Annotated in this window: 28 protein-coding genes; 19 read left to right on the plus strand and 9 right to left on the minus strand. The window is 39.5% G+C overall.

What is annotated here, in order from left to right; all coding sequences use genetic code 11:
• Positions 1–220 precede the first annotated feature (220 nt).
• The 8 genes from MSVAZ_RS21665 (at position 221) to MSVAZ_RS05800 (ending at position 4617) form a co-directional block, all read left to right on the plus strand.
• Entirely contained in the window at positions 221–337 is a 117-nt protein-coding gene (locus MSVAZ_RS21665; RefSeq protein WP_332310044.1) for a hypothetical protein, read from the plus strand.
• Positions 325–540 carry a hypothetical protein gene (locus MSVAZ_RS20780; protein WP_048119160.1) on the plus strand — a complete coding sequence of 72 codons (216 nt, stop codon included), beginning with the start codon at positions 325–327 and terminating at the stop codon, positions 538–540. The genes MSVAZ_RS21665 and MSVAZ_RS20780 overlap by 13 nt, the downstream gene beginning before the upstream one ends.
• Before the next feature lie 228 nt (positions 541–768).
• A complete protein-coding gene (locus MSVAZ_RS05775; protein ID WP_048119163.1) occupies positions 769–1329 on the plus strand; it encodes a CBS domain-containing protein in 561 nt (186 codons plus the stop codon).
• A 509-nt stretch (positions 1330–1838) separates the two neighbouring features.
• Complete coding sequence (locus MSVAZ_RS21670; protein ID WP_048119166.1) at positions 1839–2189, plus strand: alanine--glyoxylate aminotransferase family protein; 351 nt, start codon at positions 1839–1841, stop codon at positions 2187–2189.
• Between the two features lie 22 nt (positions 2190–2211).
• The gene (locus MSVAZ_RS21675) at positions 2212–2415 is read left to right on the plus strand and encodes a hypothetical protein (protein ID WP_332310038.1); all 204 of its coding nucleotides are present in this window, start codon (positions 2212–2214) and stop codon (positions 2413–2415) included.
• A 99-nt stretch (positions 2416–2514) separates the two neighbouring features.
• Positions 2515–2973 (plus strand): riboflavin synthase, encoded by a 459-nt coding sequence (ribC, locus tag MSVAZ_RS05790; protein ID WP_048119173.1) that lies wholly within the window; start codon positions 2515–2517, stop codon positions 2971–2973.
• A 44-nt stretch (positions 2974–3017) separates the two neighbouring features.
• Entirely contained in the window at positions 3018–3422 is a 405-nt protein-coding gene (ribH, locus tag MSVAZ_RS05795) for a 6,7-dimethyl-8-ribityllumazine synthase (protein ID WP_048119176.1), read from the plus strand.
• A gap of 52 nt (positions 3423–3474) precedes the next feature.
• Entirely contained in the window at positions 3475–4617 is a 1143-nt protein-coding gene (locus MSVAZ_RS05800; protein ID WP_048119178.1) for a pyridoxal phosphate-dependent aminotransferase, read from the plus strand.
• An 87-nt stretch (positions 4618–4704) separates the two neighbouring features.
• On the opposite strand, the gene MSVAZ_RS05805 is transcribed toward MSVAZ_RS05800, so the two are convergent.
• The gene (locus MSVAZ_RS05805; RefSeq protein ID WP_048119181.1) at positions 4705–5148 is read right to left on the minus strand and encodes an adenylyltransferase/cytidyltransferase family protein; all 444 of its coding nucleotides are present in this window, start codon (positions 5146–5148) and stop codon (positions 4705–4707) included.
• A 338-nt stretch (positions 5149–5486) separates the two neighbouring features.
• On the opposite strand from MSVAZ_RS05805, the gene MSVAZ_RS05810 reads away from it, so the two are divergent.
• The 3 genes from MSVAZ_RS05810 to MSVAZ_RS05825 all read left to right on the plus strand — a co-directional run bounded on the left by MSVAZ_RS05810 (position 5487) and on the right by MSVAZ_RS05825 (position 8681).
• The gene (locus MSVAZ_RS05810; protein ID WP_048119184.1) at positions 5487–6989 is read left to right on the plus strand and encodes an L-aspartate semialdehyde sulfurtransferase; all 1503 of its coding nucleotides are present in this window, start codon (positions 5487–5489) and stop codon (positions 6987–6989) included.
• 2 nt (positions 6990–6991) lie between these two features.
• On the plus strand, positions 6992–7378 hold the full coding sequence (locus MSVAZ_RS05815; RefSeq protein WP_048119187.1) for a 4Fe-4S binding protein: 387 nt from the start codon (positions 6992–6994) through the stop codon (positions 7376–7378).
• Between the two features lie 496 nt (positions 7379–7874).
• A complete protein-coding gene (locus MSVAZ_RS05825; RefSeq protein WP_048119190.1) occupies positions 7875–8681 on the plus strand; it encodes a DUF166 domain-containing protein in 807 nt (268 codons plus the stop codon).
• 255 nt (positions 8682–8936) lie between these two features.
• Here MSVAZ_RS05825 and MSVAZ_RS05830 read toward each other — a convergent pair whose 3' ends face one another.
• Both MSVAZ_RS05830 and MSVAZ_RS21100 read right to left on the minus strand, forming a co-directional pair.
• The gene (locus MSVAZ_RS05830) at positions 8937–9350 is read right to left on the minus strand and encodes an Ig-like domain-containing protein (RefSeq protein WP_048119192.1); all 414 of its coding nucleotides are present in this window, start codon (positions 9348–9350) and stop codon (positions 8937–8939) included.
• Between the two features lie 483 nt (positions 9351–9833).
• Positions 9834–9986 (minus strand): hypothetical protein, encoded by a 153-nt coding sequence (locus MSVAZ_RS21100; protein WP_157206027.1) that lies wholly within the window; start codon positions 9984–9986, stop codon positions 9834–9836.
• Between the two features lie 203 nt (positions 9987–10189).
• On the opposite strand from MSVAZ_RS21100, the gene MSVAZ_RS05835 reads away from it, so the two are divergent.
• Positions 10190–10552 carry an Mth938-like domain-containing protein gene (locus MSVAZ_RS05835; RefSeq protein WP_048119195.1) on the plus strand — a complete coding sequence of 121 codons (363 nt, stop codon included), beginning with the start codon at positions 10190–10192 and terminating at the stop codon, positions 10550–10552.
• Positions 10553–10845: 293 nt separating this feature from the next.
• Here the strand turns inward: MSVAZ_RS05835 and MSVAZ_RS05840 are convergent, their stop codons facing one another.
• Entirely contained in the window at positions 10846–11760 is a 915-nt protein-coding gene (locus MSVAZ_RS05840) for a mechanosensitive ion channel family protein (protein ID WP_048119198.1), read from the minus strand.
• Between the two features lie 495 nt (positions 11761–12255).
• Here MSVAZ_RS05840 and MSVAZ_RS05845 point away from each other — a divergent pair, with 495 nt between their 5' ends.
• Complete coding sequence (locus MSVAZ_RS05845; RefSeq protein ID WP_232316228.1) at positions 12256–13554, plus strand: cell surface protein; 1299 nt, start codon at positions 12256–12258, stop codon at positions 13552–13554.
• Positions 13555–14435: 881 nt separating this feature from the next.
• On the opposite strand, the gene MSVAZ_RS05855 is transcribed toward MSVAZ_RS05845, so the two are convergent.
• Positions 14436–15128 carry an AIM24 family protein gene (locus MSVAZ_RS05855; protein WP_048119206.1) on the minus strand — a complete coding sequence of 231 codons (693 nt, stop codon included), beginning with the start codon at positions 15126–15128 and terminating at the stop codon, positions 14436–14438.
• A 314-nt stretch (positions 15129–15442) separates the two neighbouring features.
• On the opposite strand from MSVAZ_RS05855, the gene alaXM reads away from it, so the two are divergent.
• The gene (gene alaXM, locus MSVAZ_RS05860; RefSeq protein WP_048119209.1) at positions 15443–16174 is read left to right on the plus strand and encodes an alanyl-tRNA editing protein AlaXM; all 732 of its coding nucleotides are present in this window, start codon (positions 15443–15445) and stop codon (positions 16172–16174) included.
• Between the two features lie 211 nt (positions 16175–16385).
• Here the strand turns inward: alaXM and MSVAZ_RS05865 are convergent, their stop codons facing one another.
• On the minus strand, positions 16386–17417 hold the full coding sequence (locus MSVAZ_RS05865; RefSeq protein ID WP_048119211.1) for a calcium/sodium antiporter: 1032 nt from the start codon (positions 17415–17417) through the stop codon (positions 16386–16388).
• Between the two features lie 799 nt (positions 17418–18216).
• On the opposite strand from MSVAZ_RS05865, the gene MSVAZ_RS21770 reads away from it, so the two are divergent.
• From MSVAZ_RS21770 to MSVAZ_RS05880, 4 genes are all read left to right on the plus strand, one after another.
• Entirely contained in the window at positions 18217–18324 is a 108-nt protein-coding gene (locus MSVAZ_RS21770; protein ID WP_082091221.1) for a DUF2795 domain-containing protein, read from the plus strand.
• 239 nt (positions 18325–18563) lie between these two features.
• Positions 18564–18752, plus strand: a complete 189-nt coding sequence (locus tag MSVAZ_RS05870; protein ID WP_048119213.1) for a DUF2795 domain-containing protein — start codon at positions 18564–18566, stop codon at positions 18750–18752.
• A gap of 18 nt (positions 18753–18770) precedes the next feature.
• Positions 18771–18959, plus strand: a complete 189-nt coding sequence (locus MSVAZ_RS05875; RefSeq protein ID WP_048119215.1) for a DUF2795 domain-containing protein — start codon at positions 18771–18773, stop codon at positions 18957–18959.
• Positions 18960–19453: 494 nt separating this feature from the next.
• Positions 19454–19648, plus strand: a complete 195-nt coding sequence (locus tag MSVAZ_RS05880) for a CxxC-x17-CxxC domain-containing protein (RefSeq protein WP_048119218.1) — start codon at positions 19454–19456, stop codon at positions 19646–19648.
• A 239-nt stretch (positions 19649–19887) separates the two neighbouring features.
• Here the strand turns inward: MSVAZ_RS05880 and MSVAZ_RS05885 are convergent, their stop codons facing one another.
• From MSVAZ_RS05885 to MSVAZ_RS20070, 3 genes are all read right to left on the minus strand, one after another.
• Complete coding sequence (locus MSVAZ_RS05885) at positions 19888–20241, minus strand: hypothetical protein (protein WP_048119221.1); 354 nt, start codon at positions 20239–20241, stop codon at positions 19888–19890.
• Positions 20242–20443: 202 nt separating this feature from the next.
• A complete protein-coding gene (locus MSVAZ_RS05890) occupies positions 20444–21004 on the minus strand; it encodes a toll/interleukin-1 receptor domain-containing protein (RefSeq protein WP_048119223.1) in 561 nt (186 codons plus the stop codon).
• Positions 21005–21025: 21 nt separating this feature from the next.
• A complete protein-coding gene (locus MSVAZ_RS20070; RefSeq protein WP_155400473.1) occupies positions 21026–21166 on the minus strand; it encodes a hypothetical protein in 141 nt (46 codons plus the stop codon).
• Positions 21167–21506: 340 nt separating this feature from the next.
• Here MSVAZ_RS20070 and MSVAZ_RS05895 point away from each other — a divergent pair, with 340 nt between their 5' ends.
• On the plus strand, positions 21507–22871 hold the full coding sequence (locus MSVAZ_RS05895; protein ID WP_048119226.1) for a hypothetical protein: 1365 nt from the start codon (positions 21507–21509) through the stop codon (positions 22869–22871).
• The last annotated feature ends 29 nt before the right edge of the window (positions 22872–22900 follow it).

The following is a 22900-nucleotide window of genomic DNA, read 5'->3' on the forward strand; positions in this document are numbered from 1 at the left end:
TAACCGAATAGGCGATAGTTGAGGTCTTTTACACGGGCAAGGCAGGGCGCTCTTTAAATAATTTTTTGGAGGAACTTGACTCACTTGCGCCCACTCGCAGGGTTTCTATAATTGAGCTTCAGGTTACGGCAAGAATCCTTAATCAGCTTCTCTCAGAAATAGATGGGTTTGAAGAACTCAGGGCTGAGTAGTAATTGGTGCAGCCAATCGCCCTGACGTCATTGATCCTGCACTTATCCTGCCAGGACATTTTGATGAACTGATCTTTTTTCCGACCTCTTATGAGGGAGCTTGCAGGGAGATCTTCAAAGTCCATACCGAAAAATGGAGCCTGTAGAGGATATTGATATCGAAAAGCTCGTTTCTATGAACAATCAGTATACAGGTGCAGACATTGCAGCCGTATGTAAAAAGGTGAGAAGGTTTGTTCTGAAGGCTTGTTCTGGTGAGGATCTTCATACAAAAAATGTTAAGCAGAAACACTTCCTTAAAGCAATAAAAGAAACTGGATCTTCAGTCACAACTTATTTAATTTTTTAAATACAGTGTTTGCATTATCTGTTTTTAAACTGAATATTTTTAACTTCCATTTTTACCCAGTTATGTCATAGAGTTTTTTCGAGAAAAATCCTCTTAATTTAATATCACCTGTTATGTTGTGGAGTTTTTCCGAGAATAATTCTCTGAATTTAATATCAACTATTTTTTAACTTCACAAATTATGTTAACCAATGATATTAAATATAATAATTACTATCGGTAATATACATGCAGCTTCCAACACCCGAAGATCTTAAAAAAAGAAGAAATGAACTCGGGCTTACCCAGAGCGATCTGGCTAAAAGGGCAGGAGTAAGTCAGCCCCTTATAGCTCGTATAGAATCGGGAGACGTAGATCCCAGGCTTTCGACTGTCAGGAAAATCCTTGACGCTTTTGAGGAAGTTGAAAAGGAACAGCAGATTATTATAATAGATCTTATGCATTCCCCTGTAATTCATGTTTCTCCAGGCGATTCTGTGGAAGAAGTAGTAAACTTGATGCAGAAGCATGGTTTTTCACAGGTCCCTGTACTTGATGGTGGCATTCCGGTTGGAAGTGTTTCCGAAGACATGATAGTGAAATTGATGGCCGAAAGTAAGAAAAAATCAATTTCCCAGATGAAAGTCTCTGAGATAATGGGAGAGGCCTTCCCAACAGTGTCTCCAGGTATCTCTATCTCAGTCGTGTCGCACATGCTGGAAGGAAATCCTGCCGTACTGGTCGTAGAAAAAGGGGCAGTTATCGGCGTTGTGACAAAACATGATGTAATGACGCTTCTCCAGGGCTGATTGGCAAAATCCGTTCTCCTTATAGAGCGGTATTCGGGATCAGGGTTTGAAAAGCACATAATTATATACTAGAATCCAATTAAACCTGATCTCTAACTCGGAATAATGCTTAACCATGCAAAATAACTTAACTGATATAGTCCTGTGACAAACTACTTGAATAAGATACTGCAGGGCCTTTTAAGTATACCGTATCACAACGATATTACTCTGAATTATTTCAAATTTGCAGTATTTTACTACTGTAAGTGTAATACAAACTCTTTAAACAGATATAAACGGAAATATTAAAACACTTTATAACTACAATCTAATATTATATTAACTCAAAAATAATTTGAATTAGATTTAAGGACAAATATTAAATTCTATTAAAAAATAAACTCGGATTAATTTAATCAAAAAATAAACTTGGATTAAATCAAAAAATAAACTCGGATTAATTAAATCAAATATTAAAATTTAATTATATACTAAATTAAATTTTTAAAAAATGTGGAGCATGATATATGGATCTGGAAGATACCCTTCTCATGATGCCTGGCCCCGTAACTGTTACACCCAGAGTCCTTAGAGCTGTGTCAAAACCGATGAGCAACCATCGAAGTGCGGAGTTTGCCGGAATCTATACAGATTGCGGGGAAATTCTTTCCAGCGTTTTCCAGACAAAGAATGATATTTTCGTGCTAAGCGATTCGGGAACGGCGGGAATGAAAGCTGCTGTAGGTTCTCTGGATGGGAGCGGAGACAAAGTTATTCCCATAGAAAACGGAAAGTTCGGAGAGCGGTTTAAAGATATTGCAGCTATTTATGCGGACGTTGTCCCAGTTGTATTCTATGAAGGCTCCCACAAGTGTTAATGGTGAGGATATAAAGAGGGATATGAAGGCAAGAGGAGTAATTATTGCAGGCGGGAAGGAACGTCTTAAAAACAAGATTTTCAGAATAGGCTGCATGGGTAATGCAACCGGAAGAGATGTGCTTTCGACCACCCCGCAGCTGGAGATCGTGCTGAATAAGCGTGGTTACGTTGATCTCCTGGGAGCAGGTACAGAAGCTGCAACCAGGGTTCTTGACAGAGCCTGAAAAGGATAATTATGGATTTGATACAGGTAGAACAATATCTACCAGCTCTTTTCAGGAAAACCCTTATAAGATTTTAACCGAAATTCCGATCGGATTTACATGCCCACAATAGGAATTGCAGATACCACATTCGCACGCTATAATATGGGGCGTGCGGCAATTGATGAGATACAAAAAAATGTGTCTGTAAAAATCAAAAGAGTTACTGTGCCAGGGATAAAGGACCTTCCGGTCGCAGCCAAAAAACTTATTGAAGAAGAAGGGTGCGATATCGTTATGGCTCTTGGTATGCCTGGAGCTAAGGAACAGGACAAAATCTGTGCTCATGAAGCTTCTCAGGGCATTATTATGGCCCAGCTCATGACCAATACCCATATTATCGAGGTCTTTGTCCATGAAAATGAAGGAAAGGATGAAAAGGAACTTGCTTTCCTTATGGACAGAAGGACCCGAGAGCACGCTTTAAATGTAATCAAACTGCTCTTCAAGCCTGAAAAGCTAATTCGAGAAGCCGGTACCGGCCAAAGGCAAGGCTTTGAGGACGCAGGCCCATTATGAACGTGAATCAATTTATGTAAAAACAAGACTGGAGACCTTATCAGATGACTATCAGCCTAGGATTTGTTGTAGCTGAATTTAACAGGGATCTGACCTATCAGATGGAACTGCTTGGAAGAGAACATGCGGAGTTCCTGGGGGCAACAGTTAAAGAGACTATTCTTGTCCCAGGAGTCTTTGACATGCCCCTTGCGATCAAGAAGCTTTGCCAGAGGGAAGACATCGATGCCGTGGTTACTATAGGATCTGTAATCGAAGGTGATACCGACCATGACCAGGTGGTTATGCAGCACGCTGCAAGGAAGATCATGGATCTTTCTCTTGAGTTCAATAAGCCTGTAACTCTTGGAATTCCTGGCCCAGGTATGACCCGCATGGCGGCTCATGAACGTGTGGACTATGCAAAGAGGGCCGTTGAAGCTGCAGTAAAGCTGGTGCGGCGGCTGTGAATGTTATATTATCTAAATAAACTAGCAAATGTAATAAACCAGGACCATCCCTATGTCATCCGCAAGGCTCAAGCGTGTAGAAGAATCCGCAACGATAAGGATCTCCAATATTGCAACCAGAATGATTAAAGAGGGTACAGACGTAATCAATTTCAGCCTTGGTGAACCTGATTTCAATACCCCTAAGAATATCTGCGATGCTGCGGCAAAGGCTATGTATGAGGGAAAAACCCACTATGCCCCTTCTGGAGGTATTCCTGAATTAAGGGCCGCCATTGCCGAAAAATTGAGAACGGAAAATAACCTCGATGTAACCGAAGCAGGTGTACTTGTCACCCCCGGAGCAAAACAGGGAATTTTTGAGGTAATGATGGGCGTTCTCGATGATGGGGACCAGGCTCTATTGTTTAATCCTTCATGGGTAACTTATGACGCATGCATACGTTTTGCAGGGGCGGAAACAGTCTGGGTTCCGACAGTCCCTGAAAAAGGTTTCATCCCTGACAATTTTGAAGAATACATCACTGATAAAACCAAGCTCATTGTTGTAAATAGTCCGGGAAATCCAACAGGTGGAGTTTTCGGGAAAAAGACTTTGCACTGTATCGCGGATCTTGCAATTGACCATGATCTCATAGTAGTTTCAGATGAGATTTATGAGAAAATTATCTATGACAGGGAGCATATCAGCATTGGTAGCCTTGATGGAATGCAGGAAAGAACTATCACCGTAAATGGTTTTTCCAAGGCATATGCCATGACAGGCTGGAGACTCGGCTATCTGACTGCTCCTCCTGAAATTCTCAAACTTCTACTTAAAATTCAGTCTCATTCGGTAAGTAGTGCGACTACGTTTGTTCAGTACGGTGGACTTGAAGCCCTTCAGGGCCCTCAGGACAGCGTTAAAGCAATGGTTGACCGTTTTAAGGTACGCCGCGATGTCCTTATCGACGGCCTGAATAAGATGGGGTTTGAATGTAAAAAGCCCGATGGAGCTTTCTATGCTTTTGCTAATGTCAGCGAGTATGGAAACGGGACTCAGGTTGCAGAACGTCTCCTGAAAGAAGCTCAGGTGGCAGTTACTCCTGGAATTGCTTTTGGTTCGTCTGGTGAGGATTTCGTCAGGATTTCCTATGCAACATCGATTGACCGAATCAGGGAAGCTCTTGAAAGACTTGAAAAGGTATTTTCCTGAATTAAATCCAGTAAATTATCTTTCTGAAAAAAGGTATGAGTAAAGGATAACAGGTGCAATCAAATCGAGAAACGGTAGGGGGCAAATTTATCCATACCGTTTAAGCACCTCTTTTATGATTGCACCTGTACTGCAAAGTGGGCATTCTTTTGAAAGTGGAATTCTTACCACATTTGCAGGAAGCCCTCTTTTAGCAAGTTCTTTTTCCAGAAGTTCGGCGTCAAAACGCTGGTCGTAACCCAGGGCAATTATATCCGGTCTGATCTGCTTCAGGGGTTCAAACATATCTTTTTCGCTTCCAAGAAGCGCTTTATCTACTATTCCTAATGCACTTACCATCTCCAGCCGCTGCTCCTCGGGCACAATTGGTTTTGGCTTGTGAGTTACATTTGAGTCTCTCGCAACAATAACGAAAAGCTCATCTCCAAGAGCTCGGGCCTGGGTCAGAAAATAAATATGTCCGGGATGGAGAAGGTCAAAAGTCCCGGTAGCAAGTATACGTGTCAACAGATCACCTGGCCTCGGGTATATCCTTTAAGCATAAGAAACTTACTGAAATTAACCTTCATGGAGTATGAGAAGAACTACTGATTGTTCAAACTGTTTGCCACATGAACTGTTATATCATTTATAGTTTGACTTTATAGTAAGAGAATTTCCAAATTATCGCAAGTAATATATATGGCTCATAATTATGAATATTATTTATTGAGCTCAGGATATAAACTTGAAAACCTGATAATAAATCAAATTCAGGCACAGCTTTTTACGTCTTCCGACAGGGCTGTTACCTTTACATTATCACAAGTAATATATAATTATAATAAATATTACAATTCATATAAATCTGCAAAAAGAGGAGACCCCCAATGGTTAAAAAATCGGTTCATGAGATTAATAGAAAAATTGAAGATGGAAGCGTCAATGTAGTGACAGCTGAGGAAATGGTCACAATTGTTGAGGAGCTTGGCGCTGAAGGGGCTGCAAAAGAAGTAGATGTGGTTACTACAGGCACATTCGGAGCTATGTGTTCATCCGGCTTAATGCTTAACCTGGGTCATTCCGAGCCTCCCATAAAAATACAGAAGATCTGGTTCAACAATGTGGAAGCATACAGCGGACTGGCAGCTGTAGACGCTTACCTGGGGGCTGCCCAGATATCAGATACACGAGGAATTCAGTATGGTGGAGCTCATGTTATTGAAGACCTCCTCAGGGGCAAAGAGATAGATGTTCATGCGACTTCATATGGGACGGACTGTTATCCAAGGAAAGTGCTTGATACGATAGTCTCTCTTGAAGACCTTAATGAAGCCATTCTTCTTAACCCCAGGAACGCTTATCAGAAATATGCAGCAGCAACCAACAGTTCCAAAAGGATTCTAAATACTTATATGGGTGAGCTTCTGCCTAATTTTGGAAATGTAACTTATTCGGGGGCAGGCGTACTCTCTCCTCTCTCAAATGACCCGAGCTATGAAACTATAGGCATGGGAACAAGGATTTTCATGGGAGGAGCCCAGGGCTATGTTATAGGGAATGGAACTCAGCATTCTCCTTCTTCAGGTTTTGGAACTCTTATGCTTAAAGGTAACCTGAAAGAGATGAACCCTGACTATTTGAGGGCTGCTTCCTTTACCGGATACGGTGCCACTCTTTACATGGGAATCGGGATTCCCATCCCTATCCTTAACGAAAAAATTGCTGCTGCTACTGCAGTTCGTGATGAAGATATTGTTACCACCATCCAGGACTATGCTGTGGGAAGCCGGGACAAACCGATTGTCAGAGAGGTAAATTATGCTGAGCTCAGGTCAGGCTCGGTGCAGATTGACGGAAAAGACGTGCCCACATCTTCCCTTTCCAGTTTCAAGAATGCGAGAAAGATTGCAAATGAGTTAAAGCAGTGGGTTAAGCACGGGAAATTCTTTGTCAGTATGCCCGTGGAAAGACTATGTGCTGAAGGGTCTGCTAAACCCATGAAAGAAACTCAGGCAGTACCTCTCGTAAAAGATGTAATGTCCAGTTTTTTTGTGACCATCAAAAGAGATCAAACTGTCCAGGACGCTGCAAAGAAAATCTGGGAGAATTCTTTCAATCATCTGACTGTGATTTCAGATGCCGGGGAACTGGTTGGGATCCTGACTGCCTGGGATATCTCAAAAGCCGTTGCAGAGAATTGCTTTGATTCGGTAGAGAGCGTTATGACGAAAAAGGTGCTTACCTGTGCTCCGAACGAGCCTGTAGATCTTGCAGCCAGGCGGCTGGACCGTTACGGGGTATCTGCAATGCCGGTGATCGATGCGCAGAGACGGGTTCTTGGAATAATAACAAGTGACAATATCAGCAAACTTCTTGCCAGGAGGTACTGAACATGAAAATCAAGATCACCATTCCTACCGAAAGAATCCATAACCCCATTATTTCCGAGTCCATAGTCGAAACCGGAATCCTGATTAATATAATGGTTGCAAATATCGACTCAACCTATGGGGAATTGATAGCCGACGTAAACGATCTCAAGTTCGATAGAATCAAAAATGCCCTGGAATCGAGAGGAGCTATCGTTTCCATCCTGGACAGGCCTATTCACAGGGACGAGGAAGAATGTATCGAGTGCGGAGCATGTATTTCGGTCTGCCCTATGAATGTGTATTCTTTTGACAATTCCTGGAGTGTCCTGGTAGATGAAAAGAAATGCATCCAGTGCGGTGTGTGCATCAAGATGTGCCCTCATGGGGCTTTGAAACTGGGAGAATGAAGAAAGGAAAGACCGAATGACTATCCTTTCCTTGGCAATCTGTTTATTTCTCTTTCTTCTTTCCCTTTTCCTTTCCTTTTTTCTTTCCTTTTTTCTTTCCTTTTTTCCCTTTTTCTTTCCTTTTTCTTTCCTTTTTCTCTCTCTTTTTCTTTCCTTTTTTCTTTCCCTTTTTCTTTCCCTTTTTCTTTCCCTGTAACTGTATATCGAGATTTAGATATGGATACTGATTTCTATTTCGAAACTCCTGCTATTTATACATTGAAACAAATAATAATATATCATACAAAAATTACATAGAAAATCGGATAGACATTAAAGGAGAAGGTACCAGAACTGAACATTAACAGCTTCTCAACCAATTTTCCAAAAGTCTATTCGCTGATTTCGTTTCCCTATTATTTCTTTTCCAGGGGGAAAAGTAATTCGGATTTCTATCTACAATGAAATGAAAAGACGCAAACATAATTCTTACAGTCTTTAAAAATAGGGGTAAATTATGAAGATCCTCGTACTATACTCAGGCGAACTTGGTAAAAAAGTTATCCAGAACCTCATCAATCCTGGAAATTTCTGCGTGTCCTGCGGAGAACTCTGCAACCACTGCAGGCAGGCCAGGAAGTCGTATGCTAACCTGATTGTAGGAATTCATGAATTTCCTCAAGACCTGCCCACGTTTATAGAAGATCCCGAGCAGTATATGCCTCAAAAACTTCCGGAATGCGATCTGATACTTGCTATTGGCATCCACCCAGACCTTCTTATAGCCCTTCCTGACGTTGTGAAGAAAACAAAAGCAAAAGCCGTAATCGCGCCTTCCGAAGACTCAAAGAAAACTCCTGCAGGAGTTCTTGAACAGCTTAAAAAAGAGCTTGAAGCTATTGGAGTTGAGTTTGAAGGTCCAAAGCCTTTCTGCGCCCTTGAAAAAACCGGAAAACCTGTAATAGATGCTTTTGTTGACCTTGGTTTCGGGAAGCCTGTGCTCAGAATTGAAATGAGCCCTGATGGGAAGATGTTTATCGGAGCAGGCGTTCTCAGGGATGCCCCCTGCGGTTCCACCTGGTTTGTGGCAAAAAAGCTCGGCTGGACTGATACGGTTGAATATAAGGAAACCATCTCAGGTGCTCATCATTCCTATCCCTGTACCGCCAGCATGGACAAAGATCCTCAGCTTGGGGATACTATCCTTCACAAGGCCGGGTATATCATCAGGGAAGCTGTTGAAGACGCAATGGAATGTGCAAAAAAGGAAAAAGCCCGATTGTCCGCAGTTTGTGGGGATGAAATCTCAAGTTCGAGCTTCTGAAAAGTGCTATCTGAAAAGCTTCCTAAAAATATTCTTATTAAAAACCAAAATCTAAAAAACCAAAATTCATTAATCTGAGCCCAACAAAAAAAAATAAGCATAAACTTCGCGTTTTGGCAAAATTAAGGCCGAAACAGGATACTGACAAGCATTAAGGGATTTGGGGTTAAATCCCTGGAAGTTAAAACTTCCTTATCCCTTTATGCGTTTAGTTCAAATAAATGCACCTACTGGAGCAAGTACCTAATAAGTACTTTAGCAGGTGGGGCATTTGAGTTTCAGGGTAACCTTTGCACAATCGGTTTTTCCATCCTTACCTTTTATCTTGTATGTGAAGGTGTCAGTGCAAGTACAACATTTTTTGGAGCAACATGCTGCTGATGCTTTATAGCAGAATTTACCATCACTATAAACTGTCACTTTTCCGCCCAGTGTGGTCTTGTAAGTTCCGGTAGTCGTAACTTTAAGGTTGCATCCTTTATCATTATTAAGTAAAGTAGTATATTTAAAGCAATAAACAGTATTTGGACATGATTTAAGGCTAATACTATAAGAATCATTTATTGCATCTGTTTTACAATTGTTATTGCATGCTGCTGCTCCTGTCATTGACAGGACAAAAAAGACTAATGTGAAAATACAGATTGTTTTAAGCATAATTTTTCGCATTACTTTTCCTCCGTATTATCCTATTATATTTTATTTTCTCGGAAGCGGTCTCTTTTGATCCGAGAACACCTATTATCGAAACCAACTGGGAAATATTATCATATAAACATACTTATTTTTTTATCTGTGAATAAAAATAGAAAAATGAATTTAAAACTTGATAATACTTTATCTTAAAGATCAGAAGATCATCATACTATTAATGTCTGTAACTGCACTTATTAAAGATTAGAATAAAAATATAAAGCTCTTGATGAGTTTGTGTCATATAATTTCTATTGTTAAGTCTTCATGTGGAAAAATACTAATGAATACAATTTTTTTTCTTTAAAAACAGGATATTGGAGTCTTTTATGCTTCTAAAATAGCGGATTTATTCTATTTATTTAAAATCAGGCCTGTTATTCGTAATTAAGATATGTTATTTGTTCACATTGTCACACTTTTCTATCCGGGGATTTTTTGAATTCCAAAATTCCGCACTTATTCGTCCTTGCAAAATGATGCATATAGGGTTACATTTTTGTTATCTGATAACTCGTCTACCTGCTTACCATTGAACTTAAAAGTTGGCAGGATAATCTTTAACTGCTTATGGCAGATTTTGATCATAGTGCCTAATGTACCTGATTTCATTCTTCAAATATGTAGAGCCCTTCTCAAGTATATTATTTTATCAGATTGCCCTGTAAGAGTCAGAAGTATATGAATGGTTATATTCAGACATGCTTATGGCTTGAAAATTTAATATTCAGGGCATATCTGTTAATTATATGAAGCATGTACAACTATTATAAAATAGAAAATCTTGTTTTCAGTTTCAATTTAAGAGGTGAACCATGAAGCCAAAGATTGATTCCACGAGTTTTGGTTCTATTACTGTAAACGGAGAGACCTTTAAATATGACATACTTATTCGCCTTAATGGACAGGTCGAAAAAAGAGAAAAAGGATTGTCAAAGGAGCTCTACGGGACTTCCCATAAAATCTCGCTTGAGGAAGCAAAGCACATTTATGAGGAAGGGACTGAAAAAATCCTTATCGGAACCGGGCAGACAGGTTTCGTTAAACTTTCTGAGGAAGCTGAAAATTTTTTTGCAGAAAAAAAGTGTGGAGTAGAACTTTTTCCAACACCGTGGGCAATTGAACGCTGGAACGAGCTTGAAGGAAATATCACTGCCATGTTCCATATAACATGTTAAGTCCATAAACTAAGTCCATGTACTATGTTAAGTCCATAAACTAAGTCCATGTACTATGTTAAGTCCATAAACTAAGTCCATGTACTATGTTAAGTCCATAAACTAAGTCCATGTACTATGTTAAGTCCATGTACTATGTTAAGTCCATATAACTTGTCAAGTGTAAAAAACGCGCATGAAATTCTTCTAATTACAGGCACAAAGAAATGAAAGTACTTGAAAGAATTTTCATGCCAAGAGATATGACGGCCAGGGAAGTATAGACCGGTTTTCAAAAGAAAGACTGGTTTTGCTTAATATAGTCCTTCCACGTTGTGTCCCTCTTCAAGTACAATTCTTTCTTCCTGTACCGTTATATTCTGTCCTGTGGTGTGTTTTCCACCTTCTTTTGGTTCCATTTTTTTTATATTTATATCCATCTGGGGGAACGGAATCTCAATTCCTTCTTTCGTATAAGCGTCAAATATTCCTGCAACAAGGTCATTCTTTACGATTCCCATTTCTCCGGTTTTTGCCCAGGCCCGTAGCTGCAAATTTATTGAGGAATTGGCAAGCTCAGTGGTTACTACTGCGGGTTCGGGTTCTTTAAGGACAAGAGGGTGTGTTTTCATTAGATTGAGTGCTATCTCTGTAGCTTTTTCGAGGTTTGAGGAGTAACTTATTCCTACATCAACCGATACTCTTCTTGTAGGCATCCGTGTCATATTAACAATAGAGCTTCCCCAGACAAGCTTATTCGGGATTGTTATGAGCTGGTTGTCAAGAGTCAGGAGTTCGGTTGACATAATACCTACAGATTTCACTTTTCCGGTCTGTCCGTTCACGGTTACAATTTCTCCCGTGTCAATAGGCCTGATTGCGGCAACACATACTCCGGCAGTCAGGTTTGTAAAGGTATCCTGCAGGCCAAGTCCAAGAACAATGCCTATTGCTGCAGAAACTCCTACTATATAACTGTCCACGTCAAAATTGAGACTCTTCAAGAAAATAAGAATAATAATTACATAAAGGAGGATACTTAAAAAACGAGTGAGAAATTGAACGGTAAGGTCCGGAATCTTTGTTTTCTGTATTCCCCTTCTGAAAACACGAATAATATACTTTGATAAAACGAACCCCATAACCAGCACCATTGCTGCAAAAATCAGCCTGGATATCGTGATGTCCGTATATGGAATTACCTGCTTCATTACTGTCTCAAAGCTCATTTTTACCTGCCTTCTTTCTTCTCTTCGTGGAGAAGCAAAAGATTCTCATGTAGCTTATCCGGTATAACTTATTAACAGTACCACTTATTAAAAATATTCGCTATTAAATGTAGAACTTACGAAAAATAGGACTTATGAAAAGTAGAACTTATAAAGAATAGAACTTATGAAGAGTAGGACTTATGAAAAGTAGGACTTATGAAAAGTAGGACTTATGAAAAGTAGGATCTATGAAAAGTAGAACTTATGAAAAGTAATTTATGAAAAGTAGGACTTATAAAGAGTAAACTTCTGAAGTAAAGTGCAGGATTATACTAATCCTCTGGCTATCAGTTTAAAAAGCATTTAATCTCTATATGTCATAGATTCTATCTTTCTTTTATTCTGTCTTTTTAGTCCAAAAACGTCTTTTACAGAATAATTATTTCACATAACAAGTTTCAAAAATATACAGAACTAAAAAAATAAGTTAAATAATTTTATCAAACTCAGGGAATGTCAAGGTTGAAGTGGATTAAAAAGCTCTTTGGAAAAAAAGAAGGTTCCAGTGTGGAGACTGATCTCAAGGAGATTAATTTTGAAGACCTGCCAGCATGGCTGGATACAAGATCTCAAAAAATCTCTTCCAGGGTGGAAAAGGATGTATCCAACCTTTTGAGAGAACTTGAAGCTTCGCTTCTGGCACTCAAGGAAAGTAACTCAATGCTTGCGGAGGCTAAAGTCGAAGGAGACTTTGATATTAGGGCTGTAAAGCGAGCGAAGAGCAACAGAGAAAATGTGACAAAGCAGGTCACAATGTTGATAGATAAAATCAGAGTGAAGGAAAATAAGGATTTCAGGGCTCTTGAAAGGTTTTATGGGGCAGCTACGCAGAGCATCAATACCTGTCTGGAGCATATGAATCAGAGTTTCAGGTATACAAGAGGCGTTTTTCCTGACGAATCTAAAGAAGTTAGTGACAACCTTGCCAGTCTGGGTAAGATTTTTAACGAGCTCGGAGAGGTAATTCAGGTAAATAAGAAGGAAATGGACACTATAGAAGCAGCTCACTCGGACATCAATAAAATACAGGAACTTTTTGCTTCAATATCTGCCGAAGAGCTGGAATTTGAATCCAGAAACCAAAAAATTCAGGCTTTAAAGGCTGAAACTTCCGAAGCCAGCCAGGCTCTCGAAGACTTCAGAAATGGCTCCGTCTGGCAGAGTTTACAGAACCTTCAGGCAGAATCCATTGCCGCCAGGGAAAAACTCAGGAAAGCCGAAACAGGCTTGAGTTCTCTTGTTCTCCCGCTTTCAGGACATTTCTCAAGGATTAAGAAACTTCATGAAAGTGGCAGGTATACCTTAAAGCCAGAAGTAAAGAAACAGCTCGATATTTGCCTTGAAGCTCCTGTACACGTAAATCCTTCTTTTTTCCCGGAACTCCAAAAAATATTCGAGGATAATGCACTGGATATGCAGGCCCAGAAAAAAGAAAAAGCTCTTTTACAGGTCAAAGCTGCAATCTCAAACTTTCCAGAGCGGAAAAAAGAGTATCTTGAAGCCCTGAAAGAGTTTGAGGCAAAGAAAGCTGAACTAGAAAGCTCGGATACCGGAAAGCTGGTTGAACTCGAACATAAGGAAGCTGAACTTCTGAGCAGGACTCGCTCGCTTGAAGAGGACATTGTGGATTCTGAAAAGAAGCTGGCTGCTTTAAAGGAAGAGCTGGAACACCAAAAGAAAAACCTTCTTTCCAGTCTCAGTTTAATCAATAGCGATTTGCATGTGACCTTCCCGAGTCCTATTTCGGGATAACGGCATGAACTCAGTTAAGGCAAGGTTGCAACTCCCGAGTCCCGTCTCGGGAGGACGGTGCCCTTTTCGCTCACTTCGCTCGCTCAAGAGGACTGAATTAGGGGTAGGAAAGGCCATATTTTCAACTCACTCAGGCGGTTGATTTACTTATTTCAGTTTTGGTTCTCAAATGGGATGATCACAACCTTTTTCAAAAAAGGCTTGACCGCAACCCTTTTCAAAAAAGGCTTGACCGAAAACCCAGCAAACGTTTGAATTTGATGAACTTAGCCCCAAACCCTATAGGCGTGATCACAACTCTTTTCAAAAAAGGCTTGACCGAAAACCCGATAAAAGTTTGAGTTTGAGAATCTTATCCCCAAACCCTATCGGCGTGATAAACCGGCGCAACGGTTTGTGATCAGCCGGCGCAACGGTTTCGGGTCAACGGTTGCGCTCAAGAAGGCTGAATTATAATGATAATCGTGAGCGTATAGGAGGAATTAGAGTGAAGTTCATTTGGCATCGGTTAAGGAATTTTCTTGCCTGAAAGCTATCTTTTTCACTAGAAACCGGCCTTAAATTTGGACTATTTATATGAAATCGATGCCTGTTTCCAGCTTTTAATTTATTAAAATATTTGAGGGGGGTTGAGGAAATTAACGCAATTTGTCACGATTTCTCACTTAACCGAAGACGCATGGAGTGAAATTACTGAATCCACCAATCGTCGTTCATCCCGTAGTCACCATCGGGAAATATAACCGACGGCGCATGGGGTGAAGTTACTTAGCCAACAGGGACAATTTTATGAACTACAACTTTCTCATGGCTGTTGTTCTGTCCTGGATTGTCGGATAGTAATTGGGTAAATGCAGACATTTACATCCAAAACGGCATTTTCAGGTCTGCGTCTGGAAATAAACTTCTTCGTAAGGCTGGACCACTACAAATCCCTCTCCTTTGAAAGCCATCTGGAATGACTCCCCACTGCTTCTTCCAACCAGGGTTTTCAGGGAAATGTCAGTTTTTATTTCAGGTTCCAGGTTTCCTGACCAGGCAACTGTAGCATTGGGGTCGGTAAAGACCGGGTGACCTGGGCTTACCTGGAGAGTCAGGGGGTCCTGGTGAGTTGTAATGGCAGCCATACCGGTTCCTTCCAGTTTTATGTTGAAAAGCCCTCCTGCCATCATTCCTGAAACACTTTTCATCATTTTTATGTTCCAGTTTAGCGAGGTCTCAAAGGCAAGTAGATCGTTTCCATTTACAAAAATGGAATCGTTATCAAGTTTCAGGACTGATACCTTTTTTCCTTCATCTGCGAGGTAGAGCTTTCCTTTGCCTTCGGCTTTTGTGAGGCTGACTCCCTCACCTGTAAGCGCCTTCTTCACAAAGGTGCCGATTCCGTGTTCGAAAACTCCTTCCCTCGTAAAAACGATATCTCCTGTGTACGCGACCATTGAACCTCTTTTTGTCCAGACAATTCCTTCAAGGTTAACTTCAAGAAGTCGGTCTCGTTCCAATTCAAAAATTCCCTGATTAAGGTCTTTTTCTTCTGTACTTTGAATGAAATCCTCTATTGAATAGCGTCCCAAACTCTCATCTCTTTTTATGTTCTATTTTCTTAATTGTTTAATAATTCAATTATCTATACAGTTATAAAGTATTTATCTCAAACTGTATTATCACGTTGACAAGCCCGAGTTCCGTATCGGAAGGACGAGTCCGTTTCGCTTGAGTTGAATTTTCAATAATTATAAGTGGTTGAAATAGGTTTTTCCATTGTTACTGACTTATGACTCCTGGAGAATCAGATTGGTAAGGCTGGATTTTTACTCAAAACTGCATAGTTTATGTACTCTGACAGTTTTTATCTCCTTTTATTAAGTTTAAGAAAAGAGGTTTGGCAATGACAGAGGCGCTTTACTTCCTTGATTGTTATCTGAAAGAATTCGAAGCAACTGTCGAAAAAGTTACAGATAATCGATTTGTGGTTCTTGACCGTACTGCCTTTTATCCCGAAAGCGGGGGACAGCCCAGCGATGCCGGAAAGTTGGTTCGTGAATCCGATGGGGCTGAGTTTAATGTCCTTTATGTGGGTAAGTTCAATGGAGATATCAGTCACGAGATAGATGGTGAAAATGTTTCTAACGGATTAAAAGCAGGGGACAAAGTAAAAGGATTCATAGACTGGGATCGACGTTACAGGCATATGCGTATGCATACGGCGACTCACGTAATAGCAAACGTAATTGAAAAGGAGGCAGGGGCTCAGATAACCGGAAACCAGCTTGGTCTTGACCAGAGTAGGGTGGATTTCAGTCTTGAGGTCTTTGACAGGGATAAATTTGCTGAATATGAGAAAATTGCCAATGACATTATATCCCGGAAAAATCCTGTTAATTTCTACCTTGTAAGCCGCAAAGAAGCCGAAGAAAAGCTCTCACGGTTAACCACGCTGGCAAAAGGCTTTTCCGACGAAATAAAAGAAGTGCGCATTGTTGAAATCGAAGGAGTCACGATTGAAGCCTGTGGAGGGACCCATGTTAAAAATACTGACGAAATAAAAGGCATAAAAATCATAAAACTTCAGAATAAAGGGAAGAGCAACAGGAGAATGTATTTTACACTCGTGGATTAATCTCAAGAACAAACCTGAGCTTTTCCTTCATTTTTATTTTCTTTTTATGACCTTAAAAAGTTTGGAATTTTTTGTAAAAAAAGCAGAAATTTAAGCCTGAATCTTTTTTTCGGGAGATTTCAGTTTTCGACTTTTCCTATACTTTTCCTATACTTTTCCTATACTTTTCCTATACTTTTCCTATACTTTTCCTATACTTTTCCATACTTATTTAGCCCATCCTGAGCAGTACTATTAAAAAAGATGCATAAAAGGCTACTAAAGTCATTCCTTCCCACCTTTTTATTTCCCAGTCTGTGCTGATAAACACAAGGAGTATTATACTTATCAAAATCATAGCCGGAGTCGTAAATAATAGACTTATCTGTTCAATGGCTACCGGATAGATCAACCCGGAAAATCCTAATATTAAAAATATGTTTGCGATATTTGAGCCTATAACATTACCAAGGGCTATGTCCCCTAAACCCTGCTTTGCTGCAGATAGTGTCACTACAAGCTCCGGAAGGGATGTGCCAACTGCTACTAGAGTGGTACCTATTATAGTTTCAGGAACTCCAAGGAGTTCTGCAAAGAAGATTGATTTGCCTACAAAGTACTTTGCCCCGATTATAACTGCTCCACAACTTAATACCAGGGTCAGTATATCTTTTGTGAAACCTTCTCTGGACTGGCAGTTTTCGCCGTTAGCGTTTCCATTTTTTATACAATTGATCTTTTCCCTTGCACTGCTTATATACTTACACTTAAAAAAGTATATCAAAAACTCTTTAAAATGCAGTTTCCCTTCGTATTTCTCGGCTTCTTCAAACAGGAAAAACACATACGCGATGAAGACAAGTATGAAAAAGGCTGCCTCCAGTATTGAGAGTTCCCTGTTTAGGATAAAAACAAAGAAGAGCACAGATGCAAAGAGCATGACATAGCCATCTCTCCTGAGCATCTCTATTTCGGTTTTCACTGGAGAGATAACTGCAGCCAGCCCGACAACAAGCCCTATATTTGCGATGTTTGATCCAACGACATTCCCTATTACGATACCGCTTGCATGCTGGAGAGAAGCAGCTATTGATGAAGCAAGTTCAGGGATTGACGTTCCAACTGCAACAAGTGTCAAGCCTATAACAAATTCGGAAACACCGAGTTTCTCTGCAATTGCTGAAGCTGATTTTACAAAGTAATCTGAACCTTTGACCAAAAGAACAAGGCCAAGTAGAAAGATTAAAAGATTTTCTGCGATCATAATTACGTCCGGTCTGTTTGTTCTGGATTTACTGATATTGATCTGGTCTCTTATCTGGAAACTCCTATATTAAAGGTTTTCAATTAGAAGATGAATAAAATCTTGGCTCTTCTTTTTTTGTGGAGACATCCTCATAATGTTCCCATAAAAACCAATGCGGCCTTGAATTGAAAATCCTCTTATCCATAGGGAATGGCGAAGAGCCAGAATCTCTTCCATATTCAGGCAATTGAGTATTTTTCCGTAGCCGGCAAATTATTTATCTGGTGCTTTTATAACTTGCATTTCAACATCTTCCAAAAAATGCAACTTCATTTCATTAGTTTTATATTATAAAATTACTTTTCAAAACTATAAACTGAAATCATATTGATTTCTTTCATATTGATTTATTTTCATATGATCAATCTGAGCTTCGGTAGCTTTCAAGAAAGTTTTTCTATATATGTTGCGAACTTATTTCCTCATGGAGTAGTTTTTCGGTATTGACTTACTCTATTGAAGGGGATCTTTTCTTCAATTCACCTGTTTTAAATCAAGCTATTACGGGGGTCTACTTTTCAAAAGGTGCTAACTAAAAACCCTGGTTTGCAGACACATCCATTCTTCAATTCTAAAATTAATATCTAAGTTGCTAGATCTAAATAGTCATCTTCTATCAAACGTTTGAGTTGAATTCTTTTTTATATTATATTTTACATAATACTCAATGGTGGGTGGGTTACTAATTGGGAAAGGCGATAGCTACCTGAATTCAGGGAAGTGAACTTGTAATAAGTAATCCACGTCAGGCTGAAGAATCTATAACCGGCGGGGAGTAGATTATCCTGCAAGCAGAGACTGCCTTGTAAAGTTTGCCAAGGGTGAACAGGCAAGTAATAATGTTCTGGATCTTCTGAATGGATAATAAAGCATAACAGCTTTGAGTGGTTACCAGATAAATCAAGCGTCTGAAAAGCGAACGCATCAAATCGCCAAACCCAAAAGAGTACTGATTCACTAAATGGGTGTTTTAGAACAGTACCTCTAGTTCCAGATGGTATCGAAATAGTGGCTTACCCTCTGCAAGAGGCAGGTTATTGAACATCATATAGTCAATATAACCGAGAAAACTAGATAAAATCTACAGAAAGTGGAGGGGAATTTATGCAAACCAGTCCAATTGAAGTTCAGAAGGCTTTAAAGGATATAGATTATCCCGTAAATAAGAAGCAGCTTATTGCGCACGCTAAAAAGCACAATGCTAGCGATAAGGTAATTGAGGTTCTAGAAGACCTTCCTGAGAAGAAGTACACAAATGCTGCAGCTGTCAGCAAGGAATTCCAAGGAAAATAAACATAAAGGGGGGAATTTATGCAAACCAGTCCAATTGAAGTTCAGAAGGCTTTAAAGGATATAGATTATCCTGTAAATAAAAAGCAACTTATTGCGCACGCTAAAAAACATGACGCCAGCAATGAAGTAATTGAAGTTCTCGAAGATCTTCCAGACAAGGAGTATACCAATGCTGCAGCTGTCAGCAAGGAATTCCAGGGAAAATAATCTTACTTTAGAGGCACTAAGGCACTAAATGGGGGCGAGTAGAAAAGGCTCTCCCTTTATCCATAAAAAAGGAGGCTAGTAAACCTCCTTTCTTTCTCCGGAATGCAGTATTTGATCAGGATTTATGTGATGATTTCCCCGGAACGCAGTATTTGATCAGGGTTTCTGTGATGATTCCAGTGCTAAAATTTGAAGGATAAAAAGTACTGTTATTTATATTTGGTTCAGATACGATCTATAATAAATGTGTTATTTTTGTTGCCTTTTCTGTATTGAATAAATTACGAAACACTCGGTTAAAAATGAAAAAATTTGTTGAAGCTTAATAAAGTTTAATGCAGTAAGAATAAATATCATTATACTAGATATTAATAATTCAATTAGTTCATCGAGATCCCCAGATAATAACATGTTCATAAATGAGGTTCTTTTTGAATTATTTGATACTTCTCTTTGTGTGAGCTTTAACGAGATATCAAATAGGGGAAATGATAATGGAAAGAAAAAGTTCCCAGAGTAGGGATCGGGGTTCCAGCAGAGAACGCAGCTATGGTAAAGGGCCACAGACGATGTACAAAGCCAAGTGCTCAGATTGTGGCGAAGAAACAGAGGTGCCTTTCAAGCCGGACCCTGATAGGCCGGTCTACTGCAGGGAGTGTTACGCAAAGCGCAAACCAAAAAGGTATTAATTTATTCGCATCAAACCTTATGTTTTCATTTTGATTGATGATCATTAACTTGCTGAGGTTACACTTGCTGAGGTTACGATTCTTACTTCAGTTTTTATCTTTTTACTCTGCTTTATTTTTCTCTTTTCTCCTGTTTTCTTGTTTTCTTTGTTATGTCACTCTGAAAACACTATAAGCTTGTTTATATATTAAAATATAAATAAAATCTAAAAGTGACACAGCCCTATATTCTAAGAGTGTTATTTCAGTTCCTGTGTTTCGAGTTCTCTTTCTAACTGTGTTATATCAAGAGACACCCGAAAGAGAGCATCCCTTCCTACATCCCTTACATCAATTTCTACTGGTTGAGCTAATGTAGCTTTGATGGTTCTCCAATTTTCCCTGAAGACATCAACAATTTCCCATGGGCCGGCAGAACTATCTTTAACCTTATCTCGGGAAAGTTGTAAAAGCAGGTGTTTCTTTTCTGTCGGGGTGAGATTTTCGATTCCTTTTACCTCTAATTCACTTACAACCGCTTCACCCATTTTGGATCGAGCTGTCATTGGTTCTCCAGGCTCATCTTTTATCTCATTTGTTGCTTTTCTTCCCATAATTTGCCCCTTTTTTCCCGTCAATTTGCCCCTTTCTTCCCGTCAATTTACCCTCTTCTCTGTTCCCAACCTGGTTGCCAAATCAATATTCCCAACCTGGTTGCTAATCAATAATTAAAATATAATTAGAGTATAATTAGAGTATAATTAGAGTATAATTAGAGTATAATTAGAGTATAATTAGAGTATAATTAGAGTATAATTAGAGTATAGGTCTGAAAGTTCTGGGGTCCAGGTAAATATTTTTCTGGCAGTAACTGCATCTTGTCTCAAGGTGCGTCCCCGCGAGAAGAGCTTTCTCTACCTCTTCCTGAGGTGAGATGTACTGCGTCATCTCCTCTCCGCAATAGGGGCACTTTATCTTTAGCCAGTCAAGCCTTGTCAGTTCTCTCAGGTTCTGTATTATTTTTCCCAGAGCATCCTCATAAGTTTCAGGAAAAAAGACAATGGGCTGGAGATGGTGTATCAGGATAGGTAATTCGACTCCCGACTCTACCAGTGGAATTATAAGTGGTTCGGCTCCGACTGCAAACCCAATTTCCTGATTTACTTCTGGAGACCCTGCACCTTTCTGTGTGAGAATCGGGATAAAACAATCTGATTGGCGAATACCAAAACGTATCCTTTCACCCCGGGAAAGAATTCTAGCTTTCCTGTACAGGGATGAAAAACTTTCCATCTCCACGGCCCATAAAGCTCTGGCAAGTTCCTGAGCAAGTGGTTCGTCCTGCTCGCAGTGGGCGATATAAATTTTCGAGATCATAGCTGCCGCACTTTACAGGAATTACTCTATTTTCTTTGGTTTCTTATCGTGTTCAATTTCCGGTTCCGGATGAGGTATCGGCTCAGGTGGAGGAACAGGTTCAGGCTCAGGTTCAGGTATCGGTTCAGGCTGGAAAGATGGTTCTTTGTCTTTTTCTGGCAAAATAAATCCCCCTTTATAATAATAATAACTTCTCCTCTATAAGTACTATAACTTTCAAGGAATTTACTTTCTAAATGACTTGTTTAGCATGAAAATGCTGCCATCTGCAAGCACTTTTATTGGTCGTGCATCTTATTCAAAGAATATCATGTTCGTTTTCTTATGATGTTTCTTTGTTATTAATTCGCGCTGCCAACTTTTTAATTTGAAAGGTTTCAAATGCAAACTTAACTGGATTTTCAATAGGATTTTTATGGTAACCCTAACTATCAGATATAATCATTTTTAGCTTGAGTGTGATAATTGATATATTGCTGATGAGAAAAGTAGGAGCCCGATAGTGACAGAAAATAGCATACAACCTGAAAAATTCTCATTATATGTACGCCTGCGGGAGTTAAATACCTCAGACTTTTACGATCTGGTAAGCACCCTGCTGATTAAAAAGCCAGAATTACATCAACTGGTCCTGGAATGGTTCAAAGAAAAACAGGAATCAATGCCGGAAACCATAACAGATGAAGACATAGTCTCCATAAATGATGGGCTATTGTTTGAATACTGGGAAGATGCCAGGAGCATCATCTCAGAATTTAACGAGCTTGGAGGCGGCCCAGAAGATGATGAAGAGGAGGCATTCGGTTATCTGGAGAATATTTCGGAATTGATTAAAGAAGGTGGCCTGTCAACTGCTGCAAAGCTTGAATTTTTAGACGAAGCCTTTGAGGAATACAATCTCAAAAATTCAGGTTTTGAAGATGGCTTGCTGGATATTTTTTTTGAGATCTGCCAGACAAAAGAAGAATGGGAATATCTAGTGAAAAAACTTGATGAACATCCTTCTGACTGGAGAAAAAAACAGATTATGAAAATCCAGAGAGAATACCTTCATGATGACTCAGCTTATCTGCAGGAGCGCATGCAAATCCTAAATTCTGGAATGGATTACTGGGACCTGGTTGAATATTATATAGAAAAAGGGGATCAAGTTAAAGCCCTGGAAACTGCAGAAATGGGTATCCTGAAAGGGGAAGGCTGGGTTACTAAGTTATTTGAATTTCTGTGGGAATATTATTCCAAAAAAGGAGACACAGCTAACCTTGAACGACTTGTGCAGGCAGCATTATCCCGCAATACTGAACAGAAGAACATGCTGGACAGGTTATTTGAATATTACAGGTCAAAAGGAGCCTACGAGCAGGCAAAATCTGCACTGTTAAAGTCTTTTGAGTTTACCAGAAAGAAATACTATGAAGAGTACAAAAAACAGAAAGAATTTCTGAAAGTACCCGATTGGAAATCTATTGAGCCTGGAATATTCAATAGGATCAAAGAAAAAGACTTTCACGATTATTTGCGAATATGTCTGGATAAGGGTATGAAAGAAACAGTTCTTAAATCAATTTTCAATCCTCCTAAAAACAGGTTCGGTTATTCATTTGAAGACAATTTTGATGAGTTTGCAGATAAATTGGCAAATGATTTTCCGGATAAAATCATCGAATATTACTGGCAAAAAGCCTATCAAAACATACCGAACGGGAATAGAAAAACATACAGTGTTGCAGCTAAATATCTTGGAAAGGCCAAAGATATCTATATCAATATCTTAAATAATGAAGCCGGTTGGATAAAACGTTTTTCCGACCTGAAATATGAATTTAAGAAGCGGCCCGCTTTTCTTGAAACAGTGAGCGGGTTATAAACCTTCTTTTTTTATTTCAGTTGAATACC

The organism is Methanosarcina vacuolata Z-761 (assembly GCF_000969905.1).
Lineage (GTDB): Archaea > Halobacteriota > Methanosarcinia > Methanosarcinales > Methanosarcinaceae > Methanosarcina > Methanosarcina vacuolata.

Excerpts from the sequence above, each read along its gene's own strand:
- MSVAZ_RS20780 (WP_048119160.1), top strand. The coding sequence starts at position 325 with ATGGAGCCTGTAGAGGATATTGATATCGAAAAGCTCGTTTCTATGAAC.
- MSVAZ_RS05775 (WP_048119163.1), top strand. The coding sequence starts at position 769 with ATGCAGCTTCCAACACCCGAAGATCTTAAAAAAAGAAGAAATGAACTC.
- MSVAZ_RS21670 (WP_048119166.1), top strand. The coding sequence starts at position 1,839 with ATGGATCTGGAAGATACCCTTCTCATGATGCCTGGCCCCGTAACTGTT.
- MSVAZ_RS21675 (WP_332310038.1), top strand. The coding sequence starts at position 2,212 with ATGAAGGCAAGAGGAGTAATTATTGCAGGCGGGAAGGAACGTCTTAAA.
- ribC (WP_048119173.1), top strand. The coding sequence starts at position 2,515 with ATGCCCACAATAGGAATTGCAGATACCACATTCGCACGCTATAATATG.
- ribH (WP_048119176.1), top strand. The coding sequence starts at position 3,018 with ATGACTATCAGCCTAGGATTTGTTGTAGCTGAATTTAACAGGGATCTG.
- MSVAZ_RS05800 (WP_048119178.1), top strand. The coding sequence starts at position 3,475 with ATGTCATCCGCAAGGCTCAAGCGTGTAGAAGAATCCGCAACGATAAGG.
- MSVAZ_RS05810 (WP_048119184.1), top strand. The coding sequence starts at position 5,487 with ATGGTTAAAAAATCGGTTCATGAGATTAATAGAAAAATTGAAGATGGA.
- MSVAZ_RS05815 (WP_048119187.1), top strand. The coding sequence starts at position 6,992 with ATGAAAATCAAGATCACCATTCCTACCGAAAGAATCCATAACCCCATT.
- MSVAZ_RS05825 (WP_048119190.1), top strand. The coding sequence starts at position 7,875 with ATGAAGATCCTCGTACTATACTCAGGCGAACTTGGTAAAAAAGTTATC.
- MSVAZ_RS05830 (WP_048119192.1), bottom strand. The coding sequence starts at position 9,350 with ATGCGAAAAATTATGCTTAAAACAATCTGTATTTTCACATTAGTCTTT.
- MSVAZ_RS21100 (WP_157206027.1), bottom strand. The coding sequence starts at position 9,986 with ATGAAATCAGGTACATTAGGCACTATGATCAAAATCTGCCATAAGCAG.
- MSVAZ_RS05835 (WP_048119195.1), top strand. The coding sequence starts at position 10,190 with ATGAAGCCAAAGATTGATTCCACGAGTTTTGGTTCTATTACTGTAAAC.
- MSVAZ_RS05840 (WP_048119198.1), bottom strand. The coding sequence starts at position 11,760 with ATGAGCTTTGAGACAGTAATGAAGCAGGTAATTCCATATACGGACATC.
- MSVAZ_RS05845 (WP_232316228.1), top strand. The coding sequence starts at position 12,256 with ATGTCAAGGTTGAAGTGGATTAAAAAGCTCTTTGGAAAAAAAGAAGGT.
- alaXM (WP_048119209.1), top strand. The coding sequence starts at position 15,443 with ATGACAGAGGCGCTTTACTTCCTTGATTGTTATCTGAAAGAATTCGAA.
- MSVAZ_RS05865 (WP_048119211.1), bottom strand. The coding sequence starts at position 17,417 with ATGATCGCAGAAAATCTTTTAATCTTTCTACTTGGCCTTGTTCTTTTG.
- MSVAZ_RS05870 (WP_048119213.1), top strand. The coding sequence starts at position 18,564 with ATGCAAACCAGTCCAATTGAAGTTCAGAAGGCTTTAAAGGATATAGAT.
- MSVAZ_RS05875 (WP_048119215.1), top strand. The coding sequence starts at position 18,771 with ATGCAAACCAGTCCAATTGAAGTTCAGAAGGCTTTAAAGGATATAGAT.
- MSVAZ_RS05880 (WP_048119218.1), top strand. The coding sequence starts at position 19,454 with ATGGAAAGAAAAAGTTCCCAGAGTAGGGATCGGGGTTCCAGCAGAGAA.
- MSVAZ_RS05885 (WP_048119221.1), bottom strand. The coding sequence starts at position 20,241 with ATGGGAAGAAAAGCAACAAATGAGATAAAAGATGAGCCTGGAGAACCA.
- MSVAZ_RS05890 (WP_048119223.1), bottom strand. The coding sequence starts at position 21,004 with ATGATCTCGAAAATTTATATCGCCCACTGCGAGCAGGACGAACCACTT.